Source organism: Gillisella vitis, assembly GCF_001541345.2.
GTDB lineage: Bacteria > Pseudomonadota > Alphaproteobacteria > Rhizobiales > Rhizobiaceae > Allorhizobium > Allorhizobium vitis.
This window is the reverse complement of the sequence record NZ_LMVL02000001.1, coordinates 615,380-631,110: the sequence shown is the minus strand read 5'-3', so window position 1 is coordinate 631,110 and position 15,731 is coordinate 615,380. Positions and strand designations below refer to the sequence as shown.

Annotated in this window: 16 protein-coding genes; 8 read left to right on the top strand and 8 right to left on the bottom strand. The window is 59.9% G+C overall.

From position 1 onward, the window contains the following. Positions 1-13: 13 nt before the first annotated feature. The 7 genes from ASB66_RS02730 to ASB66_RS02700 all read right to left on the bottom strand — a co-directional run bounded on the left by ASB66_RS02730 (position 14) and on the right by ASB66_RS02700 (position 5,627). Entirely contained in the window at positions 14-622 is a 609-nt protein-coding gene (locus ASB66_RS02730; RefSeq protein WP_060717304.1) for a thiamine pyrophosphate-dependent enzyme, read from the bottom strand. Further along, entirely contained in the window at positions 619-1,119 is a 501-nt protein-coding gene (locus tag ASB66_RS02725) for a thiamine pyrophosphate-binding protein (RefSeq protein ID WP_060717303.1), read from the bottom strand. The genes ASB66_RS02730 and ASB66_RS02725 overlap by 4 nt, the downstream gene beginning before the upstream one ends. 93 nt (positions 1,120-1,212) lie before the next feature. Beyond that, positions 1,213-2,163, bottom strand: a complete 951-nt coding sequence (locus ASB66_RS02720; RefSeq protein ID WP_060717302.1) for a LysR family transcriptional regulator — start codon at positions 2,161-2,163, stop codon at positions 1,213-1,215. Continuing rightward, on the bottom strand, positions 2,163-3,962 hold the full coding sequence (locus tag ASB66_RS02715; RefSeq protein ID WP_060717575.1) for an adenine deaminase: 1,800 nt from the start codon (positions 3,960-3,962) through the stop codon (positions 2,163-2,165). Before ASB66_RS02715 ends, ASB66_RS02720 begins: the two co-directional genes overlap by 1 nt. A 53-nt stretch (positions 3,963-4,015) precedes the next feature. Continuing rightward, entirely contained in the window at positions 4,016-4,648 is a 633-nt protein-coding gene (locus tag ASB66_RS02710; protein WP_060717301.1) for a glutathione S-transferase family protein, read from the bottom strand. Further along, complete coding sequence (locus ASB66_RS02705) at positions 4,648-5,340, bottom strand: Rieske (2Fe-2S) protein (protein ID WP_060717300.1); 693 nt, start codon at positions 5,338-5,340, stop codon at positions 4,648-4,650. The genes ASB66_RS02710 and ASB66_RS02705 overlap by 1 nt, the downstream gene beginning before the upstream one ends. Before the next feature lie 53 nt (positions 5,341-5,393). Further along, positions 5,394-5,627 carry a hypothetical protein gene (locus tag ASB66_RS02700; RefSeq protein WP_060717299.1) on the bottom strand — a complete coding sequence of 78 codons (234 nt, stop codon included), beginning with the start codon at positions 5,625-5,627 and terminating at the stop codon, positions 5,394-5,396. A 473-nt stretch (positions 5,628-6,100) separates the two neighbouring features. On the opposite strand from ASB66_RS02700, the gene ASB66_RS02695 reads away from it, so the two are divergent. The 7 genes from ASB66_RS02695 (at position 6,101) to ASB66_RS02665 (ending at position 14,126) form a co-directional block, all read left to right on the top strand. Then, the gene (locus ASB66_RS02695; RefSeq protein WP_060717298.1) at positions 6,101-7,213 is read left to right on the top strand and encodes a BMP family ABC transporter substrate-binding protein; all 1,113 of its coding nucleotides are present in this window, start codon (positions 6,101-6,103) and stop codon (positions 7,211-7,213) included. A 73-nt stretch (positions 7,214-7,286) separates the two neighbouring features. Continuing rightward, entirely contained in the window at positions 7,287-8,882 is a 1,596-nt protein-coding gene (locus tag ASB66_RS02690; RefSeq protein WP_060717297.1) for an ABC transporter ATP-binding protein, read from the top strand. Then, entirely contained in the window at positions 8,875-9,921 is a 1,047-nt protein-coding gene (locus ASB66_RS02685) for an ABC transporter permease (RefSeq protein WP_060717296.1), read from the top strand. Before ASB66_RS02690 ends, ASB66_RS02685 begins: the two co-directional genes overlap by 8 nt. An 11-nt stretch (positions 9,922-9,932) precedes the next feature. Beyond that, on the top strand, positions 9,933-10,868 hold the full coding sequence (locus tag ASB66_RS02680; protein WP_060717295.1) for an ABC transporter permease: 936 nt from the start codon (positions 9,933-9,935) through the stop codon (positions 10,866-10,868). Between the two features lie 23 nt (positions 10,869-10,891). After that, complete coding sequence (locus tag ASB66_RS02675) at positions 10,892-11,743, top strand: aromatic ring-hydroxylating oxygenase subunit alpha (protein ID WP_060717294.1); 852 nt, start codon at positions 10,892-10,894, stop codon at positions 11,741-11,743. Positions 11,744-11,762: 19 nt separating this feature from the next. Beyond that, on the top strand, positions 11,763-13,127 hold the full coding sequence (guaD, locus tag ASB66_RS02670; RefSeq protein WP_060717293.1) for a guanine deaminase: 1,365 nt from the start codon (positions 11,763-11,765) through the stop codon (positions 13,125-13,127). A 141-nt stretch (positions 13,128-13,268) separates the two neighbouring features. Next, entirely contained in the window at positions 13,269-14,126 is an 858-nt protein-coding gene (locus ASB66_RS02665) for a formate/nitrite transporter family protein (protein WP_234612899.1), read from the top strand. Positions 14,127-14,142: 16 nt separating this feature from the next. Here ASB66_RS02665 and ASB66_RS02660 read toward each other — a convergent pair whose 3' ends face one another. Further along, positions 14,143-15,333 carry an ROK family transcriptional regulator gene (locus ASB66_RS02660; RefSeq protein ID WP_060717292.1) on the bottom strand — a complete coding sequence of 397 codons (1,191 nt, stop codon included), beginning with the start codon at positions 15,331-15,333 and terminating at the stop codon, positions 14,143-14,145. A 93-nt stretch (positions 15,334-15,426) separates the two neighbouring features. Between ASB66_RS02660 and ASB66_RS02655 the strand changes: the two genes are divergently transcribed. Then, positions 15,427-15,639: a hypothetical protein gene (locus ASB66_RS02655; RefSeq protein ID WP_060717291.1), complete on the top strand. Its 213-nt coding sequence runs from the start codon at positions 15,427-15,429 to the stop codon at positions 15,637-15,639. Positions 15,640-15,731 lie beyond the last annotated feature (92 nt).

Genomic DNA, 15,731 nt, shown 5'->3' with positions numbered 1-15,731 from the left:
GGGGACATCGGCCTCAATTGTGCTCGCTCGGTCCCATGATGACGATGCCTTCTGACGCCTCGACATGGCGCACGAAGATATATTTGTCCTCGCGCCCATCCGAATGCTTGCGCTTGATGTCCGGCTGCACGGTGCCTGCCACTTTGGCAACCACCACATAGGGAACATCGGCCTTCAGCCCCGCCTCGCAATGGGCCTCAAACTCTTCCAGCGTGCGGGCGGTAAAGGCATTGTCGATCCCAGCGCCGCGAGCAATGGCGGCAATATCCACCCGGCCGAAAGCCGTGTGGGTCGGCGGCCCACCGATCGACTGGTAGCACTCATTGTCCCAGACGACGATGAACAGGTTTTTCGGTTGTTCGTTGCCAAGGGTGGCGAGAATGCCGAGGTTGAACATCATGCCGCCATCGGTATCGAGCGAGATGATGCGGCGATGCGGAAGCCCTGCCGCCAGCCCGAAGGCCTGCGGCGTGACGCAGCCAAGCTGCTGCTGGAACAGGCTGGCTTGGCGCATATGCGGGGCGGCGTTATACCATTCATCAACGGAGGCCCCGAGCGAGAGGATGACAAGCTCGTTTTCCAGCCGTGCGGCCAGCAATTTCATGCAATCATAGCGCTTCATCGGACGATGCTCCCGCCGAGGGCGATGGCCGAGTGGTAGTAGGCATTGTAGGACCAGTTATAGGCATCGATGATCGATTGCTCGATTTCGTCTTCCTCGCGCACCACCCGGTAGGGAATGCGCAGCGCATTCAGCACCGGCTCCATGGTGATGCCGTGGGGAATGGCCCACCAGTTATTTTCACCGAGTTCGCCGCGATAGCTCATCAGCATGACGACCGGGATGCCAGCCCCCAGCCCCATGCGCGCCAGCGGTTCGACGGAAGCCCGCAGGCCGGAATTTTCCATGACCAGCGCCGCCCGCTTGCCGGACAGAAACACACCGCCACAGATTGCCGCCCCCTCTCCCTCATTGGTGACACGGATGGTGCGGATATCAGGATCGGCATCGAGTGCCGGATACAGCTCCTTGAACAGCGAGTCGGGCAGGTAGCAAACGACACTGACCCCGGCTTTCTTGAGGCCACGGATAACGGCATCGACGGATGATGGTTTCATGGTGATCCCTCGTTTCCGTATGAGGTTCGCAAACCGGACGTGTTTCGAATAGACGGCATTTTTCGACGCAAGTGATGCGCAAAAGGCAACATGTTACGATGTCTCTCGCGCGGCCTGTCCTGCCGCCTGGGCAAGCTGTTCGACCGACTGCTCCAGCAGCCGTCCCAGCGCCGAGGCCGCATCCGACATCTCCTTGGCCGAGCGCGATAGCAGCATCAGCTTGCGGTTCGGCAAGCGGCTGTCGGAGAGCGGGACGAAGACCAGCGAGCCCTCGGCCAGTTCCTGTTCCACGCCGACCCGGGTTTGCAAGACAAGGCCGAGATTGCGCCTTGCCAATTCCACCATCAGGCCGATGGAATTGGTGCGTGAGCGGTGCGAGAGATCCACCAGCGACCGGTTCAACGCTTCCTCTACCGAAGCACCCAGCGTCAGGCTGGCATCCGAGAGGATCACCCGCAGATTGGCGAGATCGAACAGCTTGATTTCCGTACGCTTGGCCATGTCGCTATCCGGCAGGGCCAGAACGCCGATTGGCAGCGAGACGCTGGCAATGCGGCGCACGGTGCGCGGCACGCGCACATCGAAAAGAACCGCGAGATCGCATTCGCCCTCGGCCACGGCATTGGCCGCCTGCTGCGAAGCCATGACCTTGATATCAACGGTAATCGCCGGATGGCGGCTCCAGAATGCCTCCAGCGCTGCTGGTAACAGGCCCCGCGCCACGCTTTCCACCACAGCCACCGAGACAGTACCTCGATGCAGCCCGTGCAGATCGTTGATTTCGGCGCAGGCACGGCTGAGTTCCGACAGCGACGCTTTGGCGTGATACAGCAGCAATTCACCGGCACTGGTCAGTTTCAGGCGCTGGCGCACACGGTCAAACAATGGCGTGCCGATTTCCTCTTCCAATTGACGCAGGATGCGGCTGACGGAAGAAGGCGCCACATTGAGGGCAAGGGCGGCCTGGCGGATCGAGCCCAGCCGCGCCACCAGCTGGAAATAATGGATGCGCGTTGCAACCAGGCCCAGCCGGTAGGCATCCATCACGCTGCCTCGAAGGGCGGCACGATCACCATTTGCGGCACCGTCACCAGGCCCTTGTCGGTGATGCGGATTTCCGGAATCACCGACAGCGGGATCAGGTTGAAGCCCATATAGGGAATGGTGCAGCCAGCCTTTTCCCACTCTACTTTCAAGGCCTGAACTTCAGCGGCCACCTCATGCACCCGCTTGTCGGACATCAGGCCCGCCACCGGCAGCGGCACCATGGCCGTCACCGTGCCATCCTGCACCACACAGACCCCGCCCTGATGGGATTCGATGGCGCGCAAAGCCACCTGCATATCGGCCTCATTGGTACCGGCGATGATGATATTATGGCTGTCATGACCGACAGAAGAGGCAACGGCACCGCTTTTCAGCGCGAAATTGGAAAGAAGCGCATGCGCCACATTGCCCGGCGATTTGCCGTGCCGCTCTATCACCGTCACGAAGCACAGGCCGTGGCGGGCAAAATGCGTTTCCCAGTCATTGGCCGGTTCCAGCTCGATTTTCTCGTGCCCGAGGATGATGCCCGGCAATTCGGTGCGGATCGTGTTGGCGATGACTTTGCTATTCGGCAGATCCGGGGTCAGCTTCACCACGTCAGGCAGCTTGACAGTGTGATAGGCAGTATCGGGATAGCGCCAGCGGTTGGAAAGCGCGGCATCGAGAACAGGGGTAATCTTTTTGTGGTCAACGACCAATTCGCCGCCATACCAGGTGCTGACAGGTTCAAGGTCGTCATTCAGGAGCACCAGATCGGCCCGGCGCCCGCCACCCAACCCGCCGATCTCCCCGTCCATGCCAAACCGCGTCGCGCCATGCAGCGAGCCCATGGCCCAGGCCTGCTCCCGGCTCATGCCCGCAAGCCGTGCCTCGCGCACCACCCAGTCGAGGCCAAAGGCCAGCAGGTCCTCAGCATCGCGGTCGTCGGTGCAGACGGCGATGCGCTTATGCGAAGCGCCAAGCTCCGTCACCGTACGGATCGCCTCCGGCAGCGAATGCCAGGGCGTGGTTGGCGGGCCGCCACGCAGGAACAGCCAGATCCCCGCCTCCAGCAGATCATCGGCAATGTCGCGGTCGATGGCTTCATGCGTGTCCGTGACGCCGGATGCGGCATAGGCCGAGACGAATTCACGGCCATAGACATGGCCCGAAACCGGCCTGCCCCGGCCAAGCGCTGCGGCCAGAATAGCATGGGCGCGCTCATCTCCCATGGTGACGGGAACGAAATCCATCTTCTCACCCAGCGCCACCGCTTCCGGCCATGTGTCGAACAGGGCAGCGATCTTGTCCGCTGTCAGATCCCCGCCCGCCGTTTCCAACTCCGGTGAGGTGGCAGGCACGGTGGAGGGAACAGTGAGGAAAATCGACAGCGGCGCATGGCGGGCGTCTTCCAACATCGCCTCGACACCGGCGACATCCATGACATTGCCGATTTCATGGCTGTCGCAGAAGATCGTCGTCGTGCCGTTGAGAAGCGCTGCCTCGGCATAGGCGCAGGCCGTGACCATGCTGGATTCAATATGGATATGCGGATCGACCAGACCCGGCGCGAGAATGCCGCCCTGCGCATCATAGCGCGACACGCCTAAAGCTTTCGAGCTGCCAGCCGGTTTGACCGCGGCGATCCGTCCGCCAGCCAGCCAGATTTCCCTGTCCAGCAAAATACGCTCGGAATAGGTCGAGAGAACGCGGGCGCCGGTGATCACCAGATCCGGCGCGGCACGGCCAGACGCAACATTTGCCAAGTGCCGCGTCATGCCTGCCAGCGGGGCAACGGAAAATCGGGTTAAGGCCATCGGCATAAGCTCCTCTGATGGACAGAATGGTGAGATCCGGCTCTGTCCTATCGTTAGTGGTAATCAGGTATGCCCGGCATGGTGCGAAAGCCAGCAACGGTGCGAAACCGCCGTTGCCACCGCCGCAGCGCTGGAAATTCATCGTGATCGATGCCGTAGTCGCGGCTGAGGGCAAAGCTCGGAAACAGGGCGAGATCGGCAATGGTCGGGCCTGCCCCGGCGAACCATTCGTAGCCATTAAATTGGCGCAACGTCATGTGGTCGTCCATGATCCGGAAGGCGGCGCGGGATGACGCTTTCAGTGCTTCGGCATCACCCGGACCGCCAAACAGCGCCACCCGCCGGGCGGTGACAGCAGAGCCAAGCGGCGTGACTGAAAACAACGTCCATTGCATGACGCCACCAAAGATAGCCGGATCGAGCGGCAGCCATGTGCCGGAGGGATCATAGGCCCTGGCCAGATGGGCCAGAATGGCCTGCGTGCCGTAAAGCACCTGTTCGCCATCCTTCAGCACCGGAAGCTCCCCCAGCGGATTGAGCGCCAGCATCCCCGGGGTCTGTTCCTCCCGGCCCGGCACCATATCGATAGCATGGGTTTCATAGGCCAGACCAAGACAGGACAGCAATAGCCGCACCCGGTAGCAGTTTTCGTCCAGATCGTAATTGTAAAGCGTGATCGCAGACATTAGGCCACCTGCGCCAAGGCAGAGGGCGCCTCAAGTGTCTGGCGCAGTGCCTCTGCCCAGCGGGCAAGCGTCGGCCTCAATGCCGCCGACGCAGCATCTGTCACCAGATGGAGGGCAAGCCTTCCGGCGGAGATCACCTGAACCGCTACGGCGACACGCAGATCGCCAGCCTCAAGCTGCCAGGCATTGGCGGCAGTAACCTCAAAATGTGCGGGCAAAATTCCCTTTTTGGTGGGGAGTTGCGCTTCCTTCAGGACATTCATCGCCTGTTGCAAGGTACAATCGGCATAAAGGCTGCGAACGCTTAAACCCACTCCAAGATCCGGGATGCTGGCCACGTCGGCACGATCAGCAAGGGCTGCCCAGATCACGCCATCGCGCTCCTCGGCGGCATAGGTCGTCACCCGGATGGTCTTCGGCACCTCCAGATCGGGATGGGCCGGGATGTGGGTGCATTGACCTGCCGTATCGTAGGACCACCCGTGGTAGAGACAGGCAATATGGTCACCCCGCACGAAGCCGAAGCTCATCCGCATGCCGCGATGCGGACAGCGGTCTTCCCAGACATGCACTGCCCCCTTGGCATCGCGCCAGACGACGATTTCCGCACCATCAACGACAGCACCAGCCGAGGTTCCCGGCTCGATAGACGAAGACAGTGCCACTGGTACCCATACTGTTTCAATGCTCATGCCTTCTCCTGAACTTTCAAAAGCTGCCTGTCTCGCACTCTCAAACCTTGTCATCACGAAAGCCGCCGGACATCCCGCACGACGCAGTCAGTCGGACCAAGGCTACAGGCCATTTCAAACATATCGACCAAGGCCTCCTGCCCGATGACGCAAACCGCAACGCGGTTTTCGCTGCAAGCCTCGACATCAATACCGATATCAAGCCTGCCAGCGCGATGGCGGGCAAAACTGAGGAAGCTGTGGCAGTTGAAATCTCCCTCGAACACCAGATTAACCGTCAGGCTCATCACGGCTCCACCATTGCTCGCACTTCATTTCTCGGCTCAACCTCAGGCTCAATCTTGCGCAATATTTCGTCTCCGGTTGACCGTTTCAAACGCATAAGATTAAATCTTGTGCATGCCTGATTTTTATTCAGTCTAACGTTAGGAGAAGCTGGCTTACAAGCGTTTTTTTCAGCCAAGATGTTGCCTTTCACGCATCATCTTGATCGATTTTTTTCGACTATGCGGAACACCGGCGATTTGAAAAGGTCAAAGCCGATTGGAATGGGGTGAACATCAGCGCGGTGAACAACCCAGCGTGTACGACCTCGTCCTACCAAAACCGATGCTGAGGTGGATCCCGAAGCATCAACAGTCGGACTTCGCCATCTGGCACGGTTGTTGCCTCAGAAAGGGCGGCAGGTGGATGCGGATCGCCGCTTTCCAACCGGTAGAGTTCGACAAAACCAGTTCAACAAAAACATATGGGGGTTCCAATGATCGACCTGCGCAGCCTTTCCCGTCGCGGTTTTCTCAACATGGCGGCAGCCGGCAGCGCCTCGCTGGCGCTGCCCGGCATGTTGCGCTCTGCCGCAGCCGCCAGTACCCTGGCGGCCATAAAGGAAGAGGATGCCGTGATTGGCTTCGGCCATGTCGGCCCGGTGACGGATGAAGGCTGGACCTGGTCGCACCATCAGGGTGTTCTCGCCGTCAAGGAAAAATTCCCCAAGCTGAAGAAAATCCTCGAGGTCGAGAACGTTCCCTATTCGGCGGATGCCACCCGCACCTATCGCCAGTTCGTGTCGGAAGGCGCGAACATGATTTTCGACACGTCTTCTACCGGCGACTTCCTGCATGACGTGGTGCGCCGCGCCAAGGACACCGCCTTCATGGAATGCAATGGCCATGTGACGATGGACAATCTCGGCTGGTATTACATGGCGCATTGGTATCCGACCTATGTGGTCGGCGTTGCCGCCGGACATCTGTCGAAAACCGGCAAGCTCGGTTACGTCGCCTCCTTCCCGGTGTCCTCGGTCTATGCCTCGACCAATGCTTTCCTGATGGGGGCGCGCACCGTCAACCCCAATGCCACCTGCCAGACCATCACCATCAATTCCTGGTTTGATCCGCAGGCCGCAGCCCAGGCTGGCACCGCCCTGATCGACAATGGCTGTGATTTCCTGTTCGGCATTATGGATGAAGCTGCCTATCTTCAGGTTGCTGAAAAACGCGGCGTCTGGGCTGCGATGTGGAACACCGACATCCGCCGCTATGGCCCCAATTCCTACGTGTCCTCGATCATTATCGACTTCAAGGAATTCTATATCGACCAGGTGCGCAAGCGGCTGGCCGGCGAATGGTCGCCTTCGGAAAGCATTTTTGCCATGGGCGCAGGCGTTGACCGCGACGCCTGGGGCGCCAAGGTTCCCGCAGAAGTCGGCAAGGCGGCAGACGATATACGCACAAAAATGCTGGGCGGCTGGTCGCCGTTTGTCGGCGAATTGAAGGACGCCAAGGGCGCCGTGCGGGTGGCCAAGGGCCAGAAGATGACCGAACTCGAGCTTTATAATTGGGATTGGTCGGTGGAAGGCGTCACGGGGCTTTAAGGCACCCGACGAAATATAGAGGCCGGGCGATGATGCCCGGCCCTTCGCAGTCTCTCATGCCGGTGTGCCGAGAATGAATGAACATCCTGCGAAATTTGCAGTACCGACGGGGGCAGCCCCTCTCGTCCAGTTGAAAGGCATAGCCAAATATTTCCCCGGCGTCATCGCCAATCGCGATGTCGATCTTGAGGTCATGCCCGGTGAAATCCACGCGCTGCTGGGGGAAAATGGCGCTGGCAAATCGACACTGATGAATATCCTGACCGGCATTTATCAGCCGGATGCGGGCGAGATCATCATCGACGGCTATGCAAGGCAATTTACCGGACCGCAGCAGGCAATTGCCGCCGGGATCGGCATGATCCATCAGCATTTCAAGCTGGTGAATGCCTTCACCGTGGCGGAAAACATTCATCTCGGCTGGAGCGAGACGCCACGCCGCGCCTCTGCCCCGGTTCTGGAGGAGCGCACAGCAGAGCTTGCAGCCAAGTTCAATCTTCAGGTCAAGCCTTCGGCGCGGATCACCGAGCTTTCGACCGGCGAACAGCAGCGGGTGGAGATCCTGAGGGTACTAGCCCGCAAGGCCCGCGTGCTGATCCTCGATGAGCCAACCGCCGTGCTGACGCCGCTTGAGGCGCGTGAACTGTTCAAGGCCTTGCGCGATTTCGCCTCCACCGGCAATGCGGTGATCTTCATCTCCCATAAGCTCGATGAAGTGCTGGAAATTTCCGACCGGGTCACGATCCTGCGCGGCGGGCAAAAGGTCGGCACCGAGCTTTCCGCCGATTGCAGCCCGGCCAAGCTGGCGCGGCTGATGGTCGGGCGCGATATCGTGCTGGCCGATATGCGGGGGCGCCCGCAAGGTGCCACACCGATGTCTGCGACCCCGGTCATGCGGGTCCATTCGATCACAGCGCTGGACGATAACGGGCGTCAGGCCTTGCACGATATTTCCCTAGATCTGCGTGCAGGCGAAATACTCGGGATTGCCGGGGTGGCAGGCAATGGCCAGCGTGAACTTTCGCAGGTCCTGACCGGCACGCGGCCCATCGCCTCCGGCACCATCGAAATCGACGGCGAAGCGGTTGGTCACGCGAATGCCGCCGATTTCGTGCGGCGCGGCATCGGCCATATTCCGGAAGACCGGCTCCAAAGCGGCTTGGCACCGGGACTGTCGATCACCGTCAATGCCGTGATGCGCGAATATGGCAAACCGCCGGTCACCGTTGGCGGACTGTTTCGCCCCTCCGCCGCCAAGGCGCTGGCCCGCAGCATCGCCAGCGTGGCAGAGGTCACCATCCCGGATTTCGCCATGCCAATCCGCAATCTGTCGGGTGGCAACCAGCAAAGACTGGTGGCGCGGCGCGAAATGCGGATCGCCACGAAAATCCTGGTCGCCGCCTATCCGAGCCGGGGGCTGGATGTCGGGGCAATCAACACCATGCTGCGCTATATCGTTGACCTGCGCAATGCAGGTGCCGGTATCCTGCTGATCTCGGAGGAACTCGAGGAATTGCTGAACCTCTCCGACCGTATCGCCGTGCTCTATGAGGGGCGGATCATGGGCATCGTCGAGAATGACAGCACCGATATCGAGCAGATCGGCCTGATGATGGGCGGGCGACAGCTTCAGCCGGGTCAGTTGGCAGGAGGCGCGCAGCATGTCTAGTCTTCGCCTGCAACGCTTCCCTTCAGCGACACCAGCCGCAGCCCTTGGCGCACGCGTGGCGGCTATTGCGCTGGCGCTGTTGATCGCGGGTGTCATTCTGGCTATCGCGGGCAAAAGCCCTGTTAACCTTGGCATTCAGGTGGTTTCGTCCTCGCTCGGCTCCAGTTTCGGTCTGGAAGATCTGGGCCTTCTGGTTATCCCGCTGATCCTGACCGGCCTGTCCGTCACGGTCGCGCAACAGATCGGTGCCTGGAATATCGGGGCGGAGGGGCAGTTTTACGCAGGCGCCTTCGCCGCCAGTGCCGTTGGCCTTTTTGTGCCGCTGCCGGAAGGCTGGAGCCTGGTGGCAATGTTTTTCGCCGGAGCGCTTGGTGGAAGCGTCTGGATCCTCATTCCGGCCCTTGCCCGTGCCTATGCCAATGTCAACGAGCTGATCACCACGCTGCTGCTCAATTTCGTCGCCATCCTGATGGTCTATTATGTCTCGACGGATGCCTGGCGCGAACGCGGCGGCGTCGCCAACTCGGCCACGCCGCGCATCAAGGCTGAAATGCCGGAATTCTGGGGTCTGGTGCATTGGGGCCTGCCGATTGCCGTGCTTCTCGCGCTGGCCATGGCAGCGCTGCTGGCCTTTACCCGCTGGGGTTATGAGGTGCGGCTGATCGGCTCCAATCCGCACGCCGGAAACTATGCGGGCATTGCCGCCCGCCGCCATCTGATAACCGTCATGCTGCTATCGGGGGCAATTGCCGGTCTGGCGGGCATGCTGGAAGTGACAGGAACAGTGCATCGCCTTCAAGGCGGTATATCCAACAATTATGGCTATCTCGGTATCATGGTCGCGGTGCTGGCGCGCGGCTCGTGCATCGGCGTCATATTTGCGGGCGCGCTGATGGCCTTCATCCTCAATTCGGGCATCATCCTGCAAACGCAGGGACTGACCACTTCGACCGTGCTGGCGATCACCGGTCTCATCCTCTTCCTGACGGCCATCGGCGACGAGATTTCCCATTACCGCATCGTCCGCGACAAGACCTGAAAGGACCCGCGATGGAACTGTTGACCGGACTTCTGACCACCGCCTTCCTGGCTGGCGGCGTCCTGGCGCTGGCGGCCATGGGCGAAGTGCTGGCCGAGCGGGTCGGCGTCGTCAATCTCGGCGTCGAAGGGCTGATTGCCATGGGGGCGATTACCGCCGTCGCGACCGTCACCGCCTTTCCCTCGCCCATCCTCGGGTTTTTGGCGGCGCTCGCCGTCGGTGCCTTGTTCGGCGTGGTGTTTGCGGTGGCGACCGTGACGATCAGGGCCAATCAGGTGCTTTGCGGGCTGGCATTGACCTTGATCGGCACCGGCCTTGCCCAGACGATTGGTAAATCCTATTCCGGCATGCCGGTCCCGGCAACCTTCCACGGCGTCAAGATGCCGATCCTCTCGGAGATCCCCATCCTTGGACCGGCTTTTTTCAGCCAGAATATTCTCGTCTACCTGATCTACATCATCCTGCCGCTGGGCCTTTCCTTTCTGATGTTTCGCACCCGCCACGGGCTCAATATGCGCGCCGTGGGCGAAAATCCGGCGGCAGCCGATGCGGCCGGTATTCCGGTCCATCGCATCCGCTTTGGCTATGTCTGCGCGGGCGCGGCGCTTGCATCAGGTGCGGGCGCCTATCTGGTTCTCGCCTTCGTACCATCCTGGTCGGATGGCGTGGTGGCAGGGCGTGGCTGGATCGCGGTGGCGCTGGTGATTTTTGCCGGATACCGGCCCATTCCAGCCGCTCTGTCCGGCCTGTTATTCGGCTTCATCACCGCACTCGGTTTCGTCGGACAGGCGCGCGGCTGGCCGATTGCTCCAGCTTTTCTATCCATGCTGCCCTATGCCGGAACCATCGCCTTCATTATCGTGCCTGTGATCGCCTGGCAGCGCATGCGCCGGTTGATGGCGGCACCTGCCGCCCTTGGCCTGCCCTATTACCGCAGCCTTCGTTGAACAAGGATGCAGGGAGAAACCCAATGATGGCAATCGACAAAACAAGCCTCGATCAATGGTATCCCATCGATACCGAAACGCTTATTCCCTATGGTCTATCCGCCAACCGGCTGCTGGGCATTGATCTCGCCGTGACCCGCACCGAGGACGGTGACGTGACCGTGAAAGCGCAGGAAAACAACCTGCCAATCCGGCGGCGCTACGGCTATATCTGGACGACTCTCGGCAGCCCGGACAAGGAGATTTTCCCCATTGAGGAAGCCGATGAGCCGCATCGCCGCATCGTGCCTTGCGGCGCAGTCACCGTGAAGGCATCGGGCTTACGGATTGTCGAAAACTTTCTCGACATGGCGCATTTTCCCTTCGTCCATACCGATATTCTCGGCTCCGAACCGCATACGGAAGTCGAGCATTATAATGTGGAAATCCGCCGCGACGTCGATGAGGTCTGGGCGACCAATTGCCAATTCTTCCAGCCGCAAGCGGCCCTTTCCGCCACGGACGGATTGATGACCCACTATATCTACCGGGTGATGACGCCGTTCACGACGCTGCTCTACAAGACCTGTCCGAATTCCGACAGCCGCTGGGATGTGATCTGCCTGTTCGTACAACCCCTGGACCCGGATCGCTGCCGCGCCCATCCGATCATGTATCTGCTCGATGACCAATCGACCACAGCCTCGCTGATCCAGTTCCAGCAGTTGATTTTCCTGCAAGACCGGATCATCCTTGAAAATCAGCGCCCGGTTCTGCTGCCAATGGAACCGCGCTCAGAAATCCCCACTCGGGCTGACGCCACCTCCATCGCCTATCGCCGGTGGCTGAAGGAAAAGGGCGTGACCTATGGCACCTCGCTGAAGACCGTTGCATGACCAATACTGCGTACCAGCCATGAGCGATTTCAGAAACCGAGTACTAATCGCCAGCGGTTTTCATGCGCCGGTGCCTGGTGAAATCGATGTGCTGACTGATTGCCTGATCGCCATTGATGCGCATGGCGAGATCCTCTCCGTGCAGCGCCCCGGCGATGAAGGATACGGATTGGCGAAAGCCGAAGCAGACCGCAAGGGACGGCTATCGCGCCTACCGGCGGGCTGCCTGCTCCTGCCGGGGCTGGTGGATTGCCATGTGCATGCGCCGCAATATCCGCAGCTTGGCACAGCACTGGATGTGCCGCTCGAAACCTGGCTGCATGCCCATACCTTCCCGCTGGAAGCCCGCTATGCGGATGTAGCCTATGCAAAGCGCGTCTATGGCCTGCTGGTTGATGATCTGGTGGCCAATGGCACGACGACGGCGCTGTATTTCGCCACCATTCACCAGGACGCGACCCGCATTCTCGTCGATACCTGCCTTGAAAAAGGCCAGCGCGCCCTGATTGGCAAGGTCGCCATGGACAATGCCGAGCAATGCCCGGACTATTACCGCGACGCCTCACCGGATGCGGCTTTGCAGGGAACACAAGCGCTGATCGACTATATCAGCGGCCATCCCAACAACACAGCCTCCCGCGTCTGGCCGGTGGTGACGCCACGGTTTATTCCGGCCTGCACGGATGCGACGCTGGAGGGATTGGGCACCATGGCGCGGGACTGCGGCTGCCATGTGCAGACCCATTGTTCGGAAAGCGATTGGGAACATGCCTATGTGTTGTCGCGCCACGGCATGACGGATGCGATGAGCCTTGATCGCTTCGGCCTTCTCACCCGCCGCAGCATGCTGGCCCATGCCAATCTGCTGACTGCTGATGATATGGACCTGATCAAGCTGCGACAGGCGGCGGTGGCGCATTGCCCGCTCTCCAACGGCTATTTCGCTGGTGCGGTGTTTCCCCTGCGGGCCGCCTTGGAAAAAGGCCTGCATGTCGGGCTGGGCAGCGATATTTCCGGCGGGCCGAGCGCCTCGCTTTTCGACAATATGCGCGCCGCCATTCTCGTCTCCCGCATGCTGGAAACCGGCGTCGATCCCGGCCTTCCCCCGGACAAGCGCGCAAGCGGTGCCAAGGCCCGCATCGACTTTCGCCACGCCTTCCACATCGCCACCGCTGGCGGCGGCAAGGCACTGGATCTGCCCATCGGCCAATTTGCCCCGGGCTATCGCTTCGATGCCATCGTGATTGATCCGCAGGCCGCCCAAGGCACATTGCGTCTTTCAGATGGCGATGAAATGACTGAGACCCTGCTTCAGAAAATCATCTTTAACGCTTCGCGCGCCAATATCTCTGCCGTGTTTATCGACGGACGCAAGGTGGCCTGATCGGCACTGAAAAGCGGCGGCATAGCTGCCGCTGGAACCGAATGGGTTCTCGACAGTTTAGCCTGCCGTGCGAGCTTCCACCCCTGTTCAATCAGGGATGATGAGCGCGCGCTTACCACCCTGACCCGCAGAAAGACAAGAATGCCTGACATCATCGAACAGGAAGCCGCCCAGGAGGCGCAGCCCTCCACCGCTATGTCGGAGGAAGACAAGCAGGATATCGACGAGCGAGGGTCCGGGTCGGCCAAGGTGGTCCATGAAGTCGTTCGCCTGCAAGGCGACGAAGAACTGAGCCGCCCGCTTCAGTCCCTGCTTTTTTCAGGCTTTGCTGCCGGGGTGGCAATCTGTGCATCGTTGCTGGCCGAGGCCTTTTTGCAGGTGCGGTTACCAGACACGCAGTGGCGGGAATTGATCGTTTCGCTTGGCTACACCGTCGGTTTCGTGATCGTCATTCTCGGCAATCTGCAACTGTTTACGGAGACGACCGTCACCGCCGTGCTTCCTATCGCCGCCCACCCGACACGCCGCAACTTTTACCGGCTTGTTCGTTTATGGGTGGCGGTCCTCGCGGCCAATCTGCTCGGAACATTTTTCATCGCAGTGCTCATGGAGAACCAGTTGATCATCGGCGCGGAACAACGCGAGGCGATCCTGGATATTTCCAGAGCCATCCTCAGCCATGATTTTGCAACGACATTGCTGCTTGCCGCCCCAGCAGGCTTTCTGATTGCCTCGATAGCCTGGATTCTCCCCAATGCCCGAGGCAATGAGTTCTGGGTTATCGTGATGATTACCTATACGGTCGCGCTCGGCGGATTCAGCCATGTGGTCGCCGGGTCCGGGGAGGCGTGGCTGCTGATGCTGGCGGGCGAAACCAGCGTCTGGGGCGCTATCGGCGGCTTTATCCTTCCGACACTGATCGGCAATATCATCGGCGGCACCGGACTGTTTGCCGTTGTTGCCCATTGCCAGGTGCGCGATGAACTCAAGCCGGAGTGATATGGAAATTCCGTTTTCAGGCAGGCAGACGCATTTCGCTTGGAAGATCCTGGGGTGAAAACAGCGCATTGTGAAGCTGGTTGAGCGCTATGGCCACCGCGCCAACCAGGGTGGCGCGGGACGCAAGCGTACTCGCTTCAAGCGAAATTGTGCTGCGGGTCGAGGTTGCCAGCGCCTCCTTGACCATGCGGACCATCAACGGATTGCGACCAACATTGCCGCCGAGAATGATCTTGCCCGGATCGAGCATGGCGTGAACCGAAACCACCAGCAAAGCCGCCAGCCGGGCGGTTTCCTGCACGGTCGCCAGCGCCTTTGCTTCACCCTTTTCAGCCGCTTCGAGAATATCACGAACGGTGACAGCCCCGTCTGTGGGGTTACCATAACGCTCCAGAATGCCACGGGCGCCAATGGCGCATTCGAGCGCGCCACGCTCCAGACTTTCAGATCGGTAGGGATCGGCTCCGAACGGCAGATAGGCGATTTCGCCCGCCGCCCCTTTGGCGCCTCGCATCAACTTGCCATTGACAAGGACGCCAAGGCCAATACCGGTTCCCAGCGACACGAAAGCAACCGAATCGAGACCGATGCCGCTGCCTTTCCAGCTTTCGCCAATCACCGCCGCATTGACATCGTTTTCGATGATAACATCGCAGCGAAAAATGCCCTGCAAGGCCTTGATCACATCAAGACTGCCGATTTCAGACAGGTTCGGCGCAAGCGAAAGCCGACCTGTCTCGGGGTCGACAACCCCCGGCATGGCCACAGCGGCCAGAAGAACCTTGCTGCGGGAAATCCTCGCCTTTTTAAGCGACGCTTCGACAATGCCGCTGACATGGGCCAGAAGAGCCTCACCACCATGCTCTCCGGTCGATTTTTCGACTTCATGGACAATCGTTCCGGCAATATCGGCAATCGCCACTCGAATGGTCGTTGCACCGATATCCATACCGATGACAAAACCCGCATCGGGGGCGACTTCATAGGTCACGGCGCTGCGCCCAACCTTGCCGGACACGATCCCTTTCACCCGAACCCAGCCCGCCGTCTCAAGCGTGCGAATAACCTCGGACATGGTCTGTTTCGACAGGCCGGTCTTTTTTGCAAGATCCGCCCGCGATGTCGGCCCTTGGTGCAGAAGAATATCCATGGCGGCGCGAACGGAGATCTGACGCAACATGGGTGGCGTGCTTGTCCACAGATTCATCCGCAATCACCTCATCCTATCGACAACAGGCATGTTGAAATATTGATGGCACGTATCGCACGACCGGGTCACGGACGCAAATAGTTCGTCCCCATGACGAATTATCTCGCCTTGCCACAATTCGTCCTCACCCCGTTGATACGCGAGAACAACAGCGCGATCAATGCCACCGCAAATTGCCGGAGGAAAATGCAACCTGCACCAGCATCGGATTTTTTTATCGCCGCGATCGAGTTCCCCGTGATCCAGACTTTTCTTGTCTTTCAAGCTTCTTTTGCGCGCAAAAAAATCGATAACACTTTATAGATGCTGGATATTTTTGCCACTAACCGATTCCGGTTTGGCTTGTAATATGATAAGAGACACTGGTATTATGAGTTAGAATAGACGTCCGGGAG

Excerpts from the sequence above, each read along its gene's own strand:
- ASB66_RS02730 (WP_060717304.1), bottom strand. The coding sequence starts at position 622 with ATGAAGCGCTATGATTGCATGAAATTGCTGGCCGCACGGCTGGAAAAC.
- ASB66_RS02725 (WP_060717303.1), bottom strand. The coding sequence starts at position 1,119 with ATGAAACCATCATCCGTCGATGCCGTTATCCGTGGCCTCAAGAAAGCC.
- ASB66_RS02720 (WP_060717302.1), bottom strand. The coding sequence starts at position 2,163 with ATGGATGCCTACCGGCTGGGCCTGGTTGCAACGCGCATCCATTATTTC.
- ASB66_RS02715 (WP_060717575.1), bottom strand. The coding sequence starts at position 3,962 with ATGGCCTTAACCCGATTTTCCGTTGCCCCGCTGGCAGGCATGACGCGG.
- ASB66_RS02710 (WP_060717301.1), bottom strand. The coding sequence starts at position 4,648 with ATGTCTGCGATCACGCTTTACAATTACGATCTGGACGAAAACTGCTAC.
- ASB66_RS02705 (WP_060717300.1), bottom strand. The coding sequence starts at position 5,340 with ATGAGCATTGAAACAGTATGGGTACCAGTGGCACTGTCTTCGTCTATC.
- ASB66_RS02700 (WP_060717299.1), bottom strand. The coding sequence starts at position 5,627 with ATGAGCCTGACGGTTAATCTGGTGTTCGAGGGAGATTTCAACTGCCAC.
- ASB66_RS02695 (WP_060717298.1), top strand. The coding sequence starts at position 6,101 with ATGATCGACCTGCGCAGCCTTTCCCGTCGCGGTTTTCTCAACATGGCG.
- ASB66_RS02690 (WP_060717297.1), top strand. The coding sequence starts at position 7,287 with ATGAATGAACATCCTGCGAAATTTGCAGTACCGACGGGGGCAGCCCCT.
- ASB66_RS02685 (WP_060717296.1), top strand. The coding sequence starts at position 8,875 with ATGTCTAGTCTTCGCCTGCAACGCTTCCCTTCAGCGACACCAGCCGCA.
- ASB66_RS02680 (WP_060717295.1), top strand. The coding sequence starts at position 9,933 with ATGGAACTGTTGACCGGACTTCTGACCACCGCCTTCCTGGCTGGCGGC.
- ASB66_RS02675 (WP_060717294.1), top strand. The coding sequence starts at position 10,892 with ATGATGGCAATCGACAAAACAAGCCTCGATCAATGGTATCCCATCGAT.
- guaD (WP_060717293.1), top strand. The coding sequence starts at position 11,763 with ATGAGCGATTTCAGAAACCGAGTACTAATCGCCAGCGGTTTTCATGCG.
- ASB66_RS02665 (WP_234612899.1), top strand. The coding sequence starts at position 13,269 with ATGCCTGACATCATCGAACAGGAAGCCGCCCAGGAGGCGCAGCCCTCC.
- ASB66_RS02660 (WP_060717292.1), bottom strand. The coding sequence starts at position 15,333 with ATGAATCTGTGGACAAGCACGCCACCCATGTTGCGTCAGATCTCCGTT.
- ASB66_RS02655 (WP_060717291.1), top strand. The coding sequence starts at position 15,427 with ATGACGAATTATCTCGCCTTGCCACAATTCGTCCTCACCCCGTTGATA.